Genomic DNA, 16,850 nt, shown 5'->3' on the forward strand with positions numbered 1-16,850 from the left:
ATTTGCCAGGATGAATTCCCTGCTTCGATTTGCCCGCGCGCGGCATCGCGCCGCGCAGTTGCTGCTCGCCGGTGCCTTGGCGCTCGGCCTCGGAGCGCCGGCTTTCGCCGAGCCGCCGCTCGAGAAGACCGAAATCCGCTATCAGGGCTGGGCCGGGCAGGTGACGTTTATCGAGCTCGCCGACGATCTTGGCTATCTCGCGCCGCTGAAGCTGAAATGGGTCGGCAACACCATCAGCGGCCCGCAAGACATCCAGACCACCGTGACTGGCGACATCAACATCGGCGGTGCGTTCTACGGTGCGATCCTCAAGCTGACCTCAAGCAGCTTTGGTCTCAAGTAACTGACGGCGCGTCGTCGTGCTTGAGGTGCCGCTTTCGAACATTGTAACTCACCAGCCAGATCACACCGACCGCGATCGGCACGAAGGCTGCGGTCAGGAACGAGGGCTCTACTCGCAGTCCGACATCATGCGCGCCCTTGGCAAGATAGCTAAACAGGCTGACCACATAATATCCTATCGCCCCGACCGACAATCCTTCGACCGTGCACTGCAGCCGAAGTTGCTGTCTCGCGCGCTCGTTGATAGCCTGCAACAGGTCACGATTCTGTCGTTCGATTTCGACGTCGACCCGGGTTCGCAACAGATCGGTGGCACGCGCGAGCTTGACCGACAGAGTCGCCTGACGATCCTCCACAGTTGCGCAGGTTCGCATCGCCGGCGCCATTCGGCGTGCTAGAAACGACGACCAGGTTGGATACCCCGACACATCGCTGCCTTCAATAATGGATAATCGCGATTGGACCAGCTCGTTATAGGCCCTGCTGGCGCCGAATCGAAACAGGCTGCTTGTCGCGCCTCTTTCGAAGGATGCGGCCAGCGCCGTCAGCTCTGCAAGCAGATGGTTGTTGAACTGCAGCCCCTGACCGCTCTGCATTTTCTCGAGCGCCTCAACAAGACGGCGGTCAATGCGATCAACAGATGGTGCAAGCTCAAGGACCGCCGACAGGCCAAGCAGCGCCAATGGACGGTAGGTCTCGATTTCCAGGAGCCGCTGCACCAGCGCTCCGAGATCGTGCGATGTCAACCCGAGGTCGCAGACTAGGATCTTCGTGAAGCCTTTTTCGTCTACGCGGAAGTCTGAGGCGGCAACGGCTGCGCCGCTCTTTGTGGCAACCATGGCCAGGCTGTTCTTGTCAAAAATCTGTTCGGCCCGCCTGGTCGGTGAGGTGTCCTGCTCCACTTCTAGCCTGATCGCGACCAGCAACTGTCCGGTCTGACGCAACGCGCGGATCAGCGATCGGACGGTACCGTCAACCTTGTCAAATTGGTCTGCGGCAGAACAATTTGCGTTACTCCAGATCCAGGTGAATGTTGTAAATTCCGAATGCTGCTCCCAGCGTAGCGCAGCAGGCCCGATGACAATCTGATGAAGTTTTGCCGATTGCTCAGGCGGCGTAAGATTGCGCTCGAGGCAAAAATCGATAAAACGGCAGCGATCGCTGGTGGCCGCCTCGCCCTGTGCAAGAAAAGCGAAGTGGATCACGCTGAACGGCGAAACAAGGCGCATGAAGGGGCGCGCGTGCACTTCTCCGAGCACAGCGTCACGTTGCGGATGTGGCGTGAAAGTTCGCAGATCCAGTTCATCGATCATGTATTGACGCCTCGCTTCAGGTGAGCAGGCAACCGTCAGCCTTGACGTGGCAGGCCGATGGCGGTGCTGCGAAACGGTAGAGCCGCTAGGTTGTCGATCGAGTCATGTCGACGATCACTACCGAGGCCGCCTCGAACTCGGGAAAGAGATCTTACGGGAGGAAGATCAGGCCAGGCAGATTGAGATGCAGCCGCCTCATCCAGCTTTCGAATGACGCCATCAGCGTATGGTCCTGTGTCTATGGCGAAATGCCGCATTGTCGCTCAATAGGTGTAACGGTGCGTCAGCGAGCCGTTCCCCGACGTTGGCGGTGGCGCGCGGCACCGTTGGACGAATGCCTAGATTTACGTGGACATCGTTGTCTGTCTCCGAATCCCACTGACATCCCTCGCCACCAAAGGGGACCGCGTGCAACTGAAGATACGCCGGCCCTCTTCTAAAAGCAGTTTCGCCGTGGGATGACCGATGCCGCGCGAGGCCGTGGCACGCGGGAACGTCGTTCTCCCAGCGTGGTACAGATAAACGACTTCCGGTGCGGCAACTGCAGTGTCGATTGACGGATCGAGGCCCAAACTCCACTCCCATCCTGTTGCCGGCACCAAACCTCCTGGCGCCGAGAGCCGTTGCAGGATTTGGGCCAGCACTACAGAAAAGGCACTCTCGCTTCCTTTTTACGGAATGTGTCGTCGTAGACAGTCGGAGGGGGGTTTCAGACATGAGCGCGTGTATTCTGACAAAATGCGCACGTGGCACAGGCCACAGAGAAGGGTCTGTTTTCGAAGGTGATCGCTCGAAGGCCGCTGCCATTGTTTTGAGCGGCCACGCTTTGGTTGGACTTGTTGATGCAGAGCCATGCGAGTGATCGGGTCCGGAACCCCGGGGGCAGGCTCGGCAATGCGCGGATAACTTCACCTCGAGTGAGGTTGACCGGATCACGCAGCTGGAGCGCTCTCCTCACCTTTGAAGCGTCACTCAGAGCAGCGCAAGCGTTGCGGCTCAACCGGTTTGTCGCAGGGACGCAGATACGTGGCGATTGCGCAGTCAAAAACTTACGCGAAGACGATGGTGGCACGGACGTTGCTACTGGGGTGCAGCACTACTGAACGTGCTGAGCGCACCGAACGCGAGACCAGCGATGCTCTCCTTCCTTGAACCGATGTGCCCCCCGCGTGTGAAAGGAAGAGCTTGTTGCGTATGATCTTGTGTGTCGTCGCCCTTAGCGCGGCGGCACCGACATTCGCTGCGGATCTTGCTCGCGGCAGCGCGTCTACATCAAGGCAGCCCCGGCAGCCCCACTAGCGGTCCCGATCAGAGATCAGCTAGCGCAAAACGCCGCGCAGCCTTTGACAATAACTTTGGAGAGTAACATGGTGCTGGGTTTAGAGTCTCCTGCTCCTCCGATCACGGTGGAGAACTGGCTGCGTGGCGAGCCCCTCACGAGCTTCCAGCCGGGAAAAGTGTACATCGTCGAATTTTGGGCAACTTGGTGCGAACCCTGTGTCGCCGCCATGCCCCATCTGGTGGAGCTGCAAGATAAATATAAGGACAGCGGAGTTGAGGTCGTCGGAGTCGCAGCTTATGAACAAGCTCGAACGACGGACGAGGCCCGAACCAACTTGGACGCATGGTTGAGCGAAAAGTTGCCGAACCTCAACTACCGGGTCGGATTCGACTCAGAGAAAATGGACAAGCTTTGGATGGATGCCAGTCTTTCTGTCGGGATTCCCACCTCGTTCGTCGTCGACCGTGACGGCCACATCGCCTTTATCGGTTTTCCGACGGAACTCGATGGCGTTCTGCCGAAAATCCTTAACGGCGGCTGGCGCACCAGCGATGAAGCTAGAAACGCCGATAAAGAGCGGATCGCTGAAGGCGAAAAAGAGGCGCGCAAGCGAGCGTTGACTGAACCGATCTTTGCCAAACTTACGCCAGCGATGGAGGCGGAGGACTGGGCGAAGGCGCTTTCTGTGCTCGAAGAGGCCGTCGCGGTGATGCCGGACGACGTCGACTTCCGCGTGCTCCGTGCGGAACTGTTGCTTCACAAAGTGCGCGACTTGCAGACCGGCTTGCCGGTCATGAGCCAATTGGTTCGCGATGCAATAGACAAGAAATCCGAGCTGTGGATGGCCCGGGCGATGCGCCCACTTTTCGATCCGGCGAATGACAACTCCCACTTGCCGCCCGCCGAGCGCTTTGCGATGGGTAAGGAGTTGTCCGAACACATCCTGGCACTGAATCCTCCGCAACGCGGCCAGGCTCCCAAGTTCCTGTCCTATCCGGCGGTCGCCCAGTACTATTACGAGAGCGGCAACAAGGATCGTGCGATCGAGTTGGTCGAGGTGACGCTGAAGTCGCTGGACGGTCCTGAGCCTCTCCCCAACGAGCTGAAACAAGAACTTATGTCGCCGTTGGTCCAAGCGCTCGCCAACTACAAGGGTGAGAAAGCTTGCTATGGAGCTCTTTGTGCAACTCCACAGCCTGGAGTTCCGCAAACTACCAAGGTGTAAGCGCCGGAGGAGAAAAGATGAAAAAGAGAGTGACGCGGAGGCCGCCTATGGAGGATGGAGAGACGTGATCCGAACGGCGACCCGTCGATAAGCCACATGCTAGGCCGCGATCGCAAACTGGACATGTTTGACCAATCGGCGCCGCTCGCAGCCTGCGACTACGCGGCAGTTCCCCTGACCGCTGACGCGAGAGTGTGAACCTCATCGATCGTATTGTAGTAATGGGGGGATGCGCGAACAATGTCCGGCAGACCTCTGCGCGCTGCATCTAACGGTGTACTTGCTGGTGGCGAGACGGATACATTAATCTTGTGCCTTGCAAGCTTGCACATGACCTCGCGGGCACCTGCGCCCCGTACTGTGAACGACACGATTGAAGCCGGACGTTCTCCAAGATCGTGAAGCAAGACCCCAGGGACGGTGCCAAGTGCTGCTCGCAACTCGTTCGCAAGCTGGCGGCAACGTTGTTCGATCCTCTCGATACCAATCGAAAGCGCGTAGTCCGCGGCGATACCAAGTCCAAGCCGCGCCGCGTAGTTCGCTTCCCAAGTCTCGAATCGTCGTGCGTCGGGCCTAAGTTCGTAGCGCTCAGGTCCAACCCAAGGTGCGCCAAACAGGTCTATCATGGCGGGTTCGATGTCCTTGAGGAAATCGTCTCGCATGTAGAGAAAGCCTGTTCCGCGCGGACCACGCAAGAATTTCCGTCCTGTTGCCGTCAGCATATCGCAACCAAGTGCGCGGACATTAACGGGGATCTGACCAACAGCCTGGCACGCATCCAGCAGGTAGGGAACGCTATGAGCGCGTGCGATGCGTCCCACGGCTTCAGCTGGGTTCACTAAGCCGCCATTCGTCGGTATCCACGTGATGGCGATCAGCCTTACGCGCTTATCAATCATGCGCTCCAGCGCCTCCGGGTCCAGAACCTGATATGCGTCTTCCGGTATAACCTCGACCCGTGCGCCCGTACGGCGGGCAACCTGCAAAAGCGCAACATAGTTTGCCGCAAACTCTGCGGAGCTAATGAGAATTCGGTCGCCAGGGCCAAAGCGGAGCGAATAGAAGGCGCGCTGCCATGCCAGAGTGGCATTCTCAGTCAGTGCAATTTCTTCGCGCTTTGAGCCGACTAGTCGAGCAATGCTATCGTATACGCCCTGCAAACGCGCCGTGCTCTCGGCGCTCGCTTCGTAGCCGCCGATTGTGGCTTCCCGCTGGAGATATGCGACCATGCCATCGACGACGGGGCTCGGCATCAACGCAGCGCCGGCATTATTAAGGTGGATTCGGTGCGCAACGCCAGGCGTATCTGCTCGCAAGCGAACGACGTCGGCATCGGAAAGATTGCTGATCGAGCTTGCAGTTGGCTTTCGAATATTATGCACCTGAAGTCCATTCTTCGCGATACGGTAGATGGAGAGATTCGCAGGCACTACCGGTCTTCGATCAGCAAATCTCTGGAAACATGCCTGACAGAAGAGCCCAAACCCGCCACTTTAAGGTCCACAACGCCAAAATCCGTCATTTGCGGCTTCATAGATAGCGCCAAACGGCCTCGCGGGTTGGCAAAAGTCGTTTGCGAAGACCGTACTTGCCTGCCAGGAGGATGACCTTGGTCCCCACTTCAAAGCCCGCGGAAACTCTGTCGGAGACGCTTGCGAACCATCGACCCCTTCTACTGCGCAATCGCTCCCCCGAATTGAAAAAGGCTCCTTGGTGGTGCGACCGCAACGCAGGAAATGATCCTCTGCGCCTTCTTCGGGCCTGTCCGCACTATGCACCGACCAGCTTGATTTCTTTGCCGCATATGGCGGAAAAGCTGGGTCTCGGCGAAATCTGGATCAAGGATGAGACACAGCGGCTTGGCATAGGCAGCTTCAAGGGGCTCGGCGGAGCCTACGCAGTGCTGAAGCTCGCAATGAAGCACGTTGAGAGGCGGACTGGACGCTCGATTTTGCCTGCAGAACTGGCGGAGCCTGGCGTGCGGTCTATGCTTTCGGAGCTCACATTTTCATGTGCTTCGGACGGCAATCACGGTCGTTCGGTATCGGCCGGAGCGGGCCTCATCGGTGCGCGGGCTGTTGTATATCTCCACCAGGGTGTGAGCGACGAGCGGGCTGCTCATATTTCGCGGCTCGGCGCTGCAATCGTGCGCGTGGCTGGAGATTACAACGACTCCGTCGAGGCTGCGGCCAAGGCTGCCTCGCAGAACGGTTGGATCGCCGTCCCCGATACGGTCGGCCCCGGGGAGGACGACACTGCTTGCACGTTTGTGGTCCAGGGGTATTCGATACTGATCGACGAAATTATTGCAGCCACGGCAGGACAGACAAAGCCATTTACGCATGTTCTGGTTCAGGCTGGTGTGGGAGGTCTCGCTGCAAGTGTGTTCGGCCATGGCTCGGCACGGGGGCTATTCGGGGGCGATACTCATCTTTGGATCGTCGAGCCAGAACTGTCGGCATGCCTTTACGAGAGCGCCCGAGCCAAGATGCCCGTGCGACTCCCGCCGGGGCCTGCGACGAACATGTCGATGCTCGAATGCCAACGCCCATCGTTGTTGGTCTGGCCCATCATCCAAGAGCTGAGCAGCGGCTACATCACGATAACGGATGAAGAGGCCGCGGACGCGGTACGTTTGCTTAATGAGGGCGTTTCAGGCGATCAGCGTCTTCGTGTCGGAGAATCGGGAGCGGCGGGATTGGCAGGCCTCTTACGGGCGGCCGAAGAGAAGGACCGAGAGGGGCTTGGGCTCGATCAGTCCGCCAAGGTTCTGCTCTTTGCCACGGAAGGGCCTACCGACCTTTCGGTTTGGAGCGGAAAGCAAAAGGCATGAACAGGGCCCGGCCAATCACGATACGTCAAGATTAATCCGGGTGGTGAACTTGACGATCTGCATCGATACATATGTGTTGAACGACTTGATGTTTTTGTCGGGAAAGAATGCTCGCTCGGTGAAAGCCCCATATTCCTCCATAGAGCCAGTATTGACGACGAGAATGAAATCAGCCGAACCCGTTACGTAGTAGCACTGCGTAACCTCAGGATAGGCGCTCATTCGATTTTTAAAGGTGTGCAGAAGGTCGAGCTGCTCTTGCTCGAGCGCCACAAGCACGATCGACGTGACCCGTTTGCCGGCGACCGAAGGCGATATGATCGAGACGTCGGATATGATCGCCCCGTTTTCGCGCAACCGCCTGAGCCGGCGCAGGCAAGAAGTCGGCGAAAGTCCCACGCGTTCTGCCAATTCCTCAGCGGTCTGCAGATTATTCTCCTGCAGCAGCATGAGAAGCTTCAGATCGAGCCGATCCAGGTCGGTGCGCGTGACAGCCATTTAAAATTTAGATTTGCAGCTTTCTGGCATTTTGGGTGAAGACGCTTCGGCGAGCGCGGTGTCGAACTGCGCGCGCTCGCCGGCTCGCTCTACCGTTTCAGAGAATTTTGCTTTCCGTTTATTGTCGGCGTCAGCTTACGGACAGCTAAGCTGCTTATCGGCGGGGTCAGGTCTAATGACCTGAACACAATGCAACAGCCATAGGAGTGTGGTCGCCATGGGCGGTCGAATTAATAATTGGTCGGATATTCCATCCGCTGATGAGTATCATTACGCGAGCTCCCCGGAGCACAGGAATGCTGACTATTTCGCGGACGCGTTCGGTAGAATGGGATTGCAGGATTCGGGTGCCAGCTCATCCTCGCAGCCGAGTTATTACCTCACTTCAAGATCTCCCGTTGTTGAGATCGACCAAGCCGAATTCCGGGAAAGGGTGAGGAGTTTTCATGGTGACGAGATCAATCACATCGCCAACAATCCGCAGGAATACTCAGAATTTGTATCCGAAAGAGCTAGGCGCACCGCCGATGTCGCTAGCAGTTACGCGATCCGAAGGGATTCTGATGCCGCCCGATATTACAGCTACCAACTGGGAAATAGGAGCGTCGGCCTCCAAAGAACGGAAGCCGGATTTCCTATGGCGACTGAGTTCACCAGCCAACGGTGGCGAGAACAGTTCCCCGGACGAACCGACGTCACATCAATCGTGGATTTTCAGGTTGCTCATCCGCTCGTCGGCAACGCGGGCGATATTCTGCTCGAGCACCAACTACGGCAAGACGGCGAACGGCCGCTGGTGAACTGGCGTCCTGCTAATGATGAAGCGAGAGCCCGTGCAGAACAAATGGGCTTCGTTCATGTAGATCACGATGATATGGTACTCGATCCCACCCAGTCCAGACAGTGGAGATATAGGGATGGTGAATGGCAACGTGCAACCAATTCTCCGATGTATCTCTCCAAAGTCAAAACGCCGAGTGATGATGAACCTTCACCAGAGTCCGATTCGGATGGAGACTTTATGTGACGTGAGATCTCCACCAATCGATTGAGCTAGAGCAGGAGCGCAGACCAGCCGACACCTGCGGCTTACGATCGAGCGTTGGATGGCCACAAAAGAAGATCCCGGCTTCCAACCGGGGTTTTCGACTGTGGCCCGGGCGGGAGAAGCGGATTGCCTATGGCATGCGCGAGCGTCATTGTGTCCTCGTCGCAGCCGTGCCCTGGTTGTCGATCGGCTTCCTTTGACAAGCTTGTCAGGAGCCTCGCGGAAGCCGAGCCTCCTGCTCAGGCGAGTTTCGGCATATACAGCGGCAGACCGTCGCAGGACATGTTAGCCGATCGGATAAGCTGACCTCGTCAGCTTATCGACAGCTGAGCTTCCTACATGCGAACGTCTCGATCTAGCCGATCGAGCCGCCTTATCGGCTGAGACCAAACATGCCATGAAGTTTAATGAACATAGAACATACCTTCCGAATCCGAAAGCACCGAGCCAACGTCTGGGGTCGCCGGACAGTCCTCCTCGTGCCTGCCCCGGTGGGCGTAAGCCTTGCTCGATGGGCCACAGGAGCGGCCGCCGCCGACCTCGTCTCGTCCCAGAGCCGCCCTGTATTCGGTTGCGAAGACCACGATGGCCAAGCGGGCCCCTTGGGCTCGAGCGCGCAGATCGTCGATCGAAGGCGGCTGATGGCCGAATACGTGTTCTCGAGCGCTTCGATCTCCGTGAGGGTGGGAATCCCTTCAGCTTCGTGAGGCGTCCGCGATGTCGAAAGCTCGTGATCCGAGGGGACGCAAAGGCGGAAAATAGGAGATTTCTGGCGGGTGCGCCCGGCTCGACCCCGCGATTGCCTTCGTGGGCGCAATCTTCGAAGCCGGGGAAGGACCGGTCTATGCGGGGCAACGGTCGCGATAGCTCGTGTGCGAGATCATCCGCTGAGAGATCGAGCCCGTGGTGCTCTAGCAGCGCCTCCCATCCGAGCGGTCCGAGACGCTCAAGAGCTGCCTTGACCCCAGAAAGCAGCTTACCCTTGGGTTTACTGCCGTTGCTACGAAACGCCGCGTTGGGCCATTCTCCGTTGATTTCCCCCAATCCACAAACAACCGCACAAACTATGAAATGCTTTTTGAAAGCAGCTCGTGCGAGCAGCTCGAAAGCTGGTACAGGAAAAAAGTTTATGTTGGAGATCATAGTTGTGTTATGCAGGATGCACAAAGTAATTGTTGATGGATAGTTTTTGAGCGGGGCCATTCGGGGCTGTAGTTCGTGCGAGCCGAGCCGTCTGAATTCGCGCTCGGTACGCAGACGATAGAATGCAGCCCGCAATCCAGATGCTCGATCGCGGTCTGGCCTTGGTCCGGCCTTTACAGCCGGACGTGATTGATCGAAGGAACTCACGAGCTTAGCCGGTGAAGCGGTGCCGCATCTCATCCAATATGGCGATCCCGAGCTCGATATACTTTCATGGCACGGGTCGTGTCGCTCGCAAGGTGATATACCTTACCCAAGCTGAAAGGCCGTTGCCTTCGTCAATTCTGTCCCGGACGGCCCGGCATATAGCTAGTTGTTGCTCGAATGGTGTGATAGCGCGACCAACCCTGATATCGATGGCGATCAGACCAGATTGCCGAGTGCGTTCGCCTCGCCCAGCCTGTCTCCGATCACTCTGACACTGCCGAGGCGGTCGTTGTAGAAGCCGGAAGCTTGCTCCAAGTCGTCTAGGTCCGCGGAGACATTTCCGAGGTTGCCTAGAGCTACCGCTTCGCCCGGCCGAAATCCGATCTCCGGGAAATTTCCAGATTGATGTTCTGGTACTCTATGGTTTTAAAGGAACTCCTTTTGATATGCGTAGCACAGCCCGATATTGCGATGCGCCTCGAGTTGCTGAAGGTCTAAACGCGGGCTTATGCGATCTGATTCTGAAATGCAGCGATCACAGAATCGACCGTTGGCCGATGATTTGCTCCCAGATTGCCTAAATGTATCGCGTTTCTCGCCAATCGAGATCGCATGCTTGGCGTATTCGTCACGCAACGACGACGATAGGCATATCGTCATGATGGTGGCATCCAAGTTCAAGTCCGCATCTCGATGGAGGCCTCGTCGGCGCCGCCGCCACCGCCTCTCAGGTTGACGAAAACGAAGTGGCGCGCGCTTTCACTTCGCCTTTCCGGTGACCATGTCGGGATAAACCTGCCCGTTATCCCAAGTCGCCGTCTTAAAGCATTTAGCATGGTTAGCAGGTCGACCTTCGATTTACTCGAAACAGGTCTTCGGATTTGTATCCTCAACGGATACCATGCGCTGGCCATCGATGAACATCGCGGCGATTTTCGCGCCGACGCACTGGGACGTCCACCACCCGAATGACCCCAAAGCCATCGCAGCTCCCAAGGCCATCTCCAGTGTCGAGCAACGGCACCCCAACGTTGGAGGTGGATACGCGACCGACCTATTGCCTCAGGTGTCGTTGCGCTGGGATCATGAAGAAGGCCCAGAGGACAAGCATTCCGCAGTGAGGTGGATCTGGACGGTGACGGACTGTCGGCGCCGCTTGCGGATTCCTACAAAGAGTTTGCCTACGGCCATACTCGAGGCTAACCGAGCCGCTCTATCGGACGATCGGCCTGGAGCCGGACGTCCGAGATGACGGAGCCCATGTGAATGCGAACGAGACGATTGACAAGTCAGTATTCGACCCGCTGGCGGGCGAATGCGTCGTATCCTCCCAGAAATTGAGCTGCTGCCGGTTTGATGGACACCGCGATTAGGTATTCATGAAGCCGGAGGTGGGCGACGAAGAGACGGGGGCTGCTACGTCCGCCCGACGTGGGGCGCTGAGCGCACTCTGTCGCAGAAATTTTGGCCGGTACATGCAGCCGGTCCACAACTCAAGCCCGTTCTGCTCGCGGATACGCTCACCTACGCGATTGGTCGAGGACGCACTCAATTGTGCGACTAAGGAGCGTGGTGGCTTTATGCGGAGATTGGCCTTTGCGAAGATAGTGGGACTACTCGTGTAAGCCCCCACAACAGCTGAACAAGCGTCGATGTCAGATCGAGCGCAACCTGAAATTACACCCGATACTCCTCTTCGCCTTGTTGATGCCGTGAAGATCGCGTTCCCTCTGGGAGGAATGACGGTCGCGGGCCTACGTCGCGAGCGCGATCGTAACCGATTGGTTATCGAGAAGATTGCCGGGAAGGAATTTACGACCCTGGCTCATATCGAACGGATGCGAGAGCTATGCCGCGAAGAAGCAAGGGGGCCAGACTCCAGCTTAAGGCCGCCCGCCGAAATAAGAGCGGAAAGATCACCCACCAAGCGACCTGGATCATCAGAGACAACGGCCGGGATGTCTGCACGGGCTGCGCTGCAGATGAGATTGCGGCCGCGGAAGAAAAACTAAGGGATTACATAACGTCTAAACACACGCCCAAGAGACGAATTCGTCACATTGACGATATCGCCGTCGCGGACGTCCTCTCTATCTATTTGGATGCGCAATTGGACAAGCTTCGCGCCCGTTTCAATGTTGATAGCGAGAGCGAAGATACCATATCCGCAAGTTCAAAAAGCGGATCGAGCGGTTGAACGACTGGTGGGGAGCAAAAATGCTGGGCGAGGTAAATGGGGAGGCCTGTCGCTCGTACGCCAAGAAGCGCGCCAAGAGGGGAGGCGCGCGCCGAGACCTTGAAGACCTCCGCGCAGCCATTGGTCTCCATGCGGCCGAAGGATATCATCGGGAGATCGTCAAGATATCGCTGCCAGAGAAGGGCCAACCTAGAGACAAGTGGCTGACGCGAAGCGATGCGGCCAAACTGATTTGGACCTGCTGGCGCTATCGCGAAATGCAAAAGGGCTCGCGTCGGCCGACCGACGACCTGAAGGTCCCGACAAGCAAGCGTCCACTGCGCCATCTTGCACGGTTTATTCTATTGGGGATCTACAGCGGAACTCGTGCTGGAGCTATAGCAGCTGCATCTCCCATTCCCGCGATTGGTCGCTCTTATGTCGACTTAGAGCGCGGCCGCTACTACCGCCTGAAGCAGGGCAGCGCGCAAACAAACAAAAGGCAACCGACCGTGCCGATCCCCTTGCGCTTGCTCGCGCACCTGCGGCGCTGGCACCGAGCTAATCCAGAGGCGAAGCATTTCGTGGAGTACAATGGGAAGGCTGTTACCTCGGTCAAGACGGCATTCAAGAGTGCTGTCAGGCTCGCAGGGCTCGGCCCGGGAATCTCCCCTCACACTTTGCGACATACCGCAGCGACTTGGCTTATGCAGCGAGGGGCGGATCCCTGGCAGGCAGCGGGTTACCTCGGAATGTCGCTTGAGGTTCTCCTCAACACCTACGGCCATCACCATCCCGACTATTTGTCCGATGCCGTGGAAAAAATCGCCAGTCGTGATCCGGCTGGGGAAAGAAAAGCGCACGTATCTCCGGCTTTATCTGGTGCGGTGATTCCGATCCGGCGAAATGACGCCTGATAAGTTACTGGCATATTGGTGCGCCTTTTGGGACACATATCGAACGTTCTGCATCGTAGCCAACCCGGACTCGGCGCCAAAGAAGAGCGGAAGCCGATCGGATAACCTGTGACCTCGTCAGCTTATAGACAGCTGAGCTTCCTAGCATGCGAACGTCTCGATTTAGCCGATAGAGCCGCCTTATCGGCTGAGACCAAACATGTCATGGAGCTCAATGAATACAGAACGGGCCCAGCCTCGCGCTGGTATACCTTTCGAATCCGAAAGCACCGAGCCAACGTCTGCGGCCGCCGGGCAGTCCCTCTCTTGCCTGCCCCAGTGGGCGGCAGCCTTGACTCGGTGGGCCACAGGAGCGGCCGCCGCCGACCGCGTCGCGTCGCAAGACCGCGTCCTGGCGAGCTGGGCAGCGGAAGAGGGGCAGGGCGAAGGGGAGAATAGGCAAGAGGGGGTCAGCCGGACGAGGGCATGGCGGGACGAGGGTGATGTCAGAGACGAGCTGAATTTGTCGTCATTGTCCCTGACTGCCTTGCCAGCCTCACTCCTGCCCACGCTCCGAACCCTCAATGTCATCGGAAACCAGTTGAGCAGCCTGCCGGCCCAGCTTCCGGGCGGACTCCGGGACCTCTACGCCTCTGACAACCGGCTGACTAGTCTGCCCGCCCTCCCTAGCAGGCTCCGGCATCTCCACCTCATGGCCAACGAGTTGGTCAGCCTGCCGGCAGAGCTGCCATCCAGGCTCCGCAGTTTGACTGTCGATGGCAACCAGCTGACCGATCTGCCCGCCCTTCCGGCAACGATCGAGGAGTTCTCCGCCAGCAATAATCAGCTGACCAGTTTGCCCGACCTTCCAGCCAGGCTCCGCCGCCTGGACGTCAGCGAAAATCAGCTGACGAGCCTGCCCGATCTTCCAGCCAGACTGCGCTACCTGGACGCAAGCGACAACCAGCTCACGAGCCTGCCCGACATCCCGGCCAGGATTGGATACCTGGACGTCAGCGAAAATCAGTTGACCGATCTGCCCGGGACACTCCCGGTCGGGCTTGAAATGCTCGGCGCCAGTAACAACCAGCTGACCGGCCTGCCCGCGACCGTGCTGACGCAGCTCGGCAGCGCGTCCAGCATTGACCTGCGGTCTAATCCGATACCGGCGCCGGTGCTGGCCGATTTGGCGTCAGCCACGCGTGGCGCGGATTATGCCGGCCCGCAAGTCTTGCTGTCGATGCCGCTACAACCGATGGAACACCAGTCGCGGCCCCTGCACGAGGTTGTCGCGGACTGGCTCGCGGACCAGCCTGGCGCAGTGGACGCGTGGCAGGGCTTCGCCGCAGAGCCGGGTGCGCAGGACTTCGCTCTGTTTCTCGAAAGACTTGCGGGCACCGTAAACTATGGTCATCAGGCGTTCCGCGAGCAGGTGGCCGAGAATTTGCTACAGGCCGCGATGAGGCCGGCGCTGCGCGAGCGGCTTTTCGAGCTGGCCAATGGATCGACTGCGTCGTGCGAGGACCGCATCACTTTGACCTGGAACGGCATGCAGACCGCACGCCTGAACGCTGATGTCAAGGAAGGGCTCTATGACAATCGGCTCGATCAACTGCTCCAACACGGCCGTGTTATGTTTCGTTTGGAGGCGCTTGACGACATCGCACGCAAGACGGTCAGCTCGCTGCGTGGCGCCGACCCGCAGGCAAATATCGACGAGATCGAGGTCTATCTTGCCTATCAGACCCAACTACGGGATCAGCTGGAACTGCGCCACATCGCCCCGGATATGCGCTTCTTGAATCTCGCTGACGTCACGCCGGACGACGTTGCCAGGGCTGAGACGTCGGTACGGGAACAGGAAGCGGCGGGTTTGGCGGATTTTCTGGCAACGCGCTGGGAACCTTGGGATACGGTGGTGAGGCGGATCGCCCCCGATGATCATGCCGCGATGCGAGACCGGCTTGCCGATGCGCTGGAAGATGAGTTTCCGACGCGCTTGAACGAACGACTCGCGGAGCATGGCCTGACAGATGATGTCGATGCCCGGCGGGTAGTCGGAGCCCAGATCCTCAGCGAAATCGCCCGCGAGATCAAAGGCGAGCTGATGCATAAGGTTCTCCGGGAGCACGGTCTCGAGCCCTGATCGATGCGATCGCCGCCCCGATCATGCAGGCGCGGCGTCGCCTTTTCATAGAGCTGATGGAGGGCGGCATCGGCGTCGTAGACGGCCACGCCAGCCTCGCGAACGCTTGGTGGATTTGCCCATCCCGATTGAGCCGGTCAGTCTGAGGATCCAAGCCGCAGGGATTCGCGCCGCGCGTGGTCATCTAGGACCCTAGTTCGATCCTGCGCGCCCACTGCCTATTCCGCCAAATTGTCCGGTGCGAAACTACAGGTGCATTTCAGCCGGAACCGGCTTCCGAGCGTGTTTCCAGTTCAGCTGGGCGATCGCCTGGTCGGCTACTGCAGAAAAGTTCGCACCTGCCATGATCGTAGGATTGAGCATGTTCCCGTGCAGCCGAGCAAGCGCGCGCAACTGCGCGCGGAATCGGTAGTTCTTACTCTCGGCTTCCCAACATGGAGTTCGCACGCTCGATCGTGTTGTCGGTCGCGCCCCCTATCTTCGCAGGCTTTGGCTAGTTGCTGCGCCCCTGCAGGGCCCTAGAAGCCGCACTCGCCAGACATTCCAAGCTCGGCCGCACAACCCAAAATCATTTAGCGACAGATCGACGAAAAAGCAGCTTCCCAGATTCACACACGTGAAGGCCGCCGGTCCGCGAGCGTCCGCAGCGGCCCTTTTGCGGGACAAGGTTGCCCCTTTTGGCTTGCCGTGCTCAATGCTAGCCAGAAGGTCGCGCCCCCTCACGTTGTGCCGTTGAGCCGGATGATCATGCCCTCATTTCAGCTTGCACCCCAGCAGGAAGAGTTCCTGAACAGCTTTCTCGGGCGGAACGATGCACGAACTCTGCTCGTGGCAGCGCCCGGCTCGGGTAAAACGGTAACATCCAACATGGCTGGCGTCCGGATGTTGGCACGAGGTCTAGTCGACCGCGTGTTGCTCGTTGCTGGTCACCGTGTGCTGGTAGACCAGTCGCAGCGCCTTCTCAAGAACGGTGATTTAGGGCACGAGACTGCCTCAGAATCCGCATTCGTAGCCACAACATACGCTGCGTTGATTGAAGATCCCGGTGGGATTTGGAAGGATGTGGCACCAAGAACGCGATGGCTGTTTCTCTTTGAAGAAGTTGATTGGGCTGACCCTCAAGTCGAAACGATTGTGGCTGACGCGCTTAGCCGCTTCCCTGGTTCTCGGGCGCTTGTTGTCGCGAGCGAGGCACCGCCTATTGCGGTGGACACTCAATTTACTTTCCAGTTCTTTGGGCGCGACGCGCTCGCCGAACCAGACACTCGCTTCCGGCTTGAGCAGTATGCTCCCAGCGTCGGGTTGTTGCAGAGGATTCAACGGAAACTCATCCAGATCGATGATCTCTCCTGGCGAGAGTTCGAGCAACTAATAGCCAGCATGCTTGAGGCTGACGGCTATTTGGTCGAACTACTGAAGGGCTCAAAGGATGGCGGCGTTGACGTCGTTGCGATCAAAGACCTCGGCGAGGCCGGGCTATTTAAGTCCGTTTGGCAGGCGAAGAAGCACCGTCTTGATCGGAAGGTTGGACTCTCGCTCGTACGTGAGCTAGCCGACACGCGGTTAGAACATGGTGCAAGCAAGGGCATCATCGTAACCACGTCATTTCTGACGAGTGGTGCACTGGAGCGCGTTGAACGCGATCAATATCTGCTCGGAAAAGTTGACCGGGCTGATCTTGACCAGTGGATTGAGAGAACTCTCCGAGCTGACTGACAAGGGAGATCCGGCGAATGAACCT

The 16,850-nt window shown here is 58.2% G+C and carries 10 protein-coding genes; 7 read left to right on the forward strand and 3 right to left on the reverse strand.

The annotated features are described in order from the left end of the window. Nucleotides 1-10 precede the first annotated feature (10 nt). Nucleotides 11-343 carry a hypothetical protein gene (locus P6U28_RS01930; RefSeq protein ID WP_244607765.1) on the forward strand — a complete coding sequence of 111 codons (333 nt, stop codon included), beginning with the start codon at nucleotides 11-13 and terminating at the stop codon, nucleotides 341-343. On the opposite strand, the gene P6U28_RS01935 is transcribed toward P6U28_RS01930, so the two are convergent. Next, complete coding sequence (locus P6U28_RS01935) at nucleotides 336-1,655, reverse strand: DUF3422 family protein (RefSeq protein WP_407121621.1); 1,320 nt, start codon at nucleotides 1,653-1,655, stop codon at nucleotides 336-338. The genes P6U28_RS01930 and P6U28_RS01935 overlap by 8 nt on opposite strands. 1,367 nt (nucleotides 1,656-3,022) lie before the next feature. Here P6U28_RS01935 and P6U28_RS01940 point away from each other — a divergent pair. After that, the gene (locus P6U28_RS01940; RefSeq protein ID WP_407121622.1) at nucleotides 3,023-4,162 is read left to right on the forward strand and encodes a TlpA disulfide reductase family protein; all 1,140 of its coding nucleotides are present in this window, start codon (nucleotides 3,023-3,025) and stop codon (nucleotides 4,160-4,162) included. Between the two features lie 158 nt (nucleotides 4,163-4,320). Here the strand turns inward: P6U28_RS01940 and P6U28_RS01945 are convergent, their stop codons facing one another. Further along, a complete protein-coding gene (locus P6U28_RS01945) occupies nucleotides 4,321-5,511 on the reverse strand; it encodes an aminotransferase class V-fold PLP-dependent enzyme (protein WP_407123189.1) in 1,191 nt (396 codons plus the stop codon). A gap of 260 nt (nucleotides 5,512-5,771) precedes the next feature. On the opposite strand from P6U28_RS01945, the gene P6U28_RS01950 reads away from it, so the two are divergent. Continuing rightward, a complete protein-coding gene (locus P6U28_RS01950; protein ID WP_209294469.1) occupies nucleotides 5,772-6,995 on the forward strand; it encodes a diaminopropionate ammonia-lyase in 1,224 nt (407 codons plus the stop codon). Between the two features lie 15 nt (nucleotides 6,996-7,010). On the opposite strand, the gene P6U28_RS01955 is transcribed toward P6U28_RS01950, so the two are convergent. Continuing rightward, nucleotides 7,011-7,493, reverse strand: coding sequence for an Lrp/AsnC family transcriptional regulator (locus tag P6U28_RS01955; protein WP_407121623.1), 483 nt, complete (start codon nucleotides 7,491-7,493; stop codon nucleotides 7,011-7,013). Between the two features lie 217 nt (nucleotides 7,494-7,710). On the opposite strand from P6U28_RS01955, the gene P6U28_RS01960 reads away from it, so the two are divergent. The 4 genes from P6U28_RS01960 (at nucleotide 7,711) to P6U28_RS01975 (ending at nucleotide 16,825) form a co-directional block, all read left to right on the forward strand. Further along, nucleotides 7,711-8,520: an effector protein NopP gene (locus tag P6U28_RS01960; RefSeq protein WP_283809907.1), complete on the forward strand. Its 810-nt coding sequence runs from the start codon at nucleotides 7,711-7,713 to the stop codon at nucleotides 8,518-8,520. 3,588 nt (nucleotides 8,521-12,108) lie between these two features. Continuing rightward, nucleotides 12,109-12,984, forward strand: a complete 876-nt coding sequence (locus tag P6U28_RS01965; protein WP_122406858.1) for a site-specific integrase — start codon at nucleotides 12,109-12,111, stop codon at nucleotides 12,982-12,984. 691 nt (nucleotides 12,985-13,675) lie between these two features. Next, nucleotides 13,676-15,109, forward strand: coding sequence for an NEL-type E3 ubiquitin ligase domain-containing protein (locus tag P6U28_RS01970; protein WP_245162651.1), 1,434 nt, complete (start codon nucleotides 13,676-13,678; stop codon nucleotides 15,107-15,109). Nucleotides 15,110-15,856: 747 nt separating this feature from the next. Beyond that, nucleotides 15,857-16,825: a restriction endonuclease gene (locus tag P6U28_RS01975; protein ID WP_407121624.1), complete on the forward strand. Its 969-nt coding sequence runs from the start codon at nucleotides 15,857-15,859 to the stop codon at nucleotides 16,823-16,825. The last annotated feature ends 25 nt before the right edge of the window (nucleotides 16,826-16,850 follow it).

The sequence above is a fragment of the Bradyrhizobium sp. STM 3561 genome (assembly GCF_045571455.1).
GTDB lineage: Bacteria > Pseudomonadota > Alphaproteobacteria > Rhizobiales > Xanthobacteraceae > Bradyrhizobium > Bradyrhizobium vignae.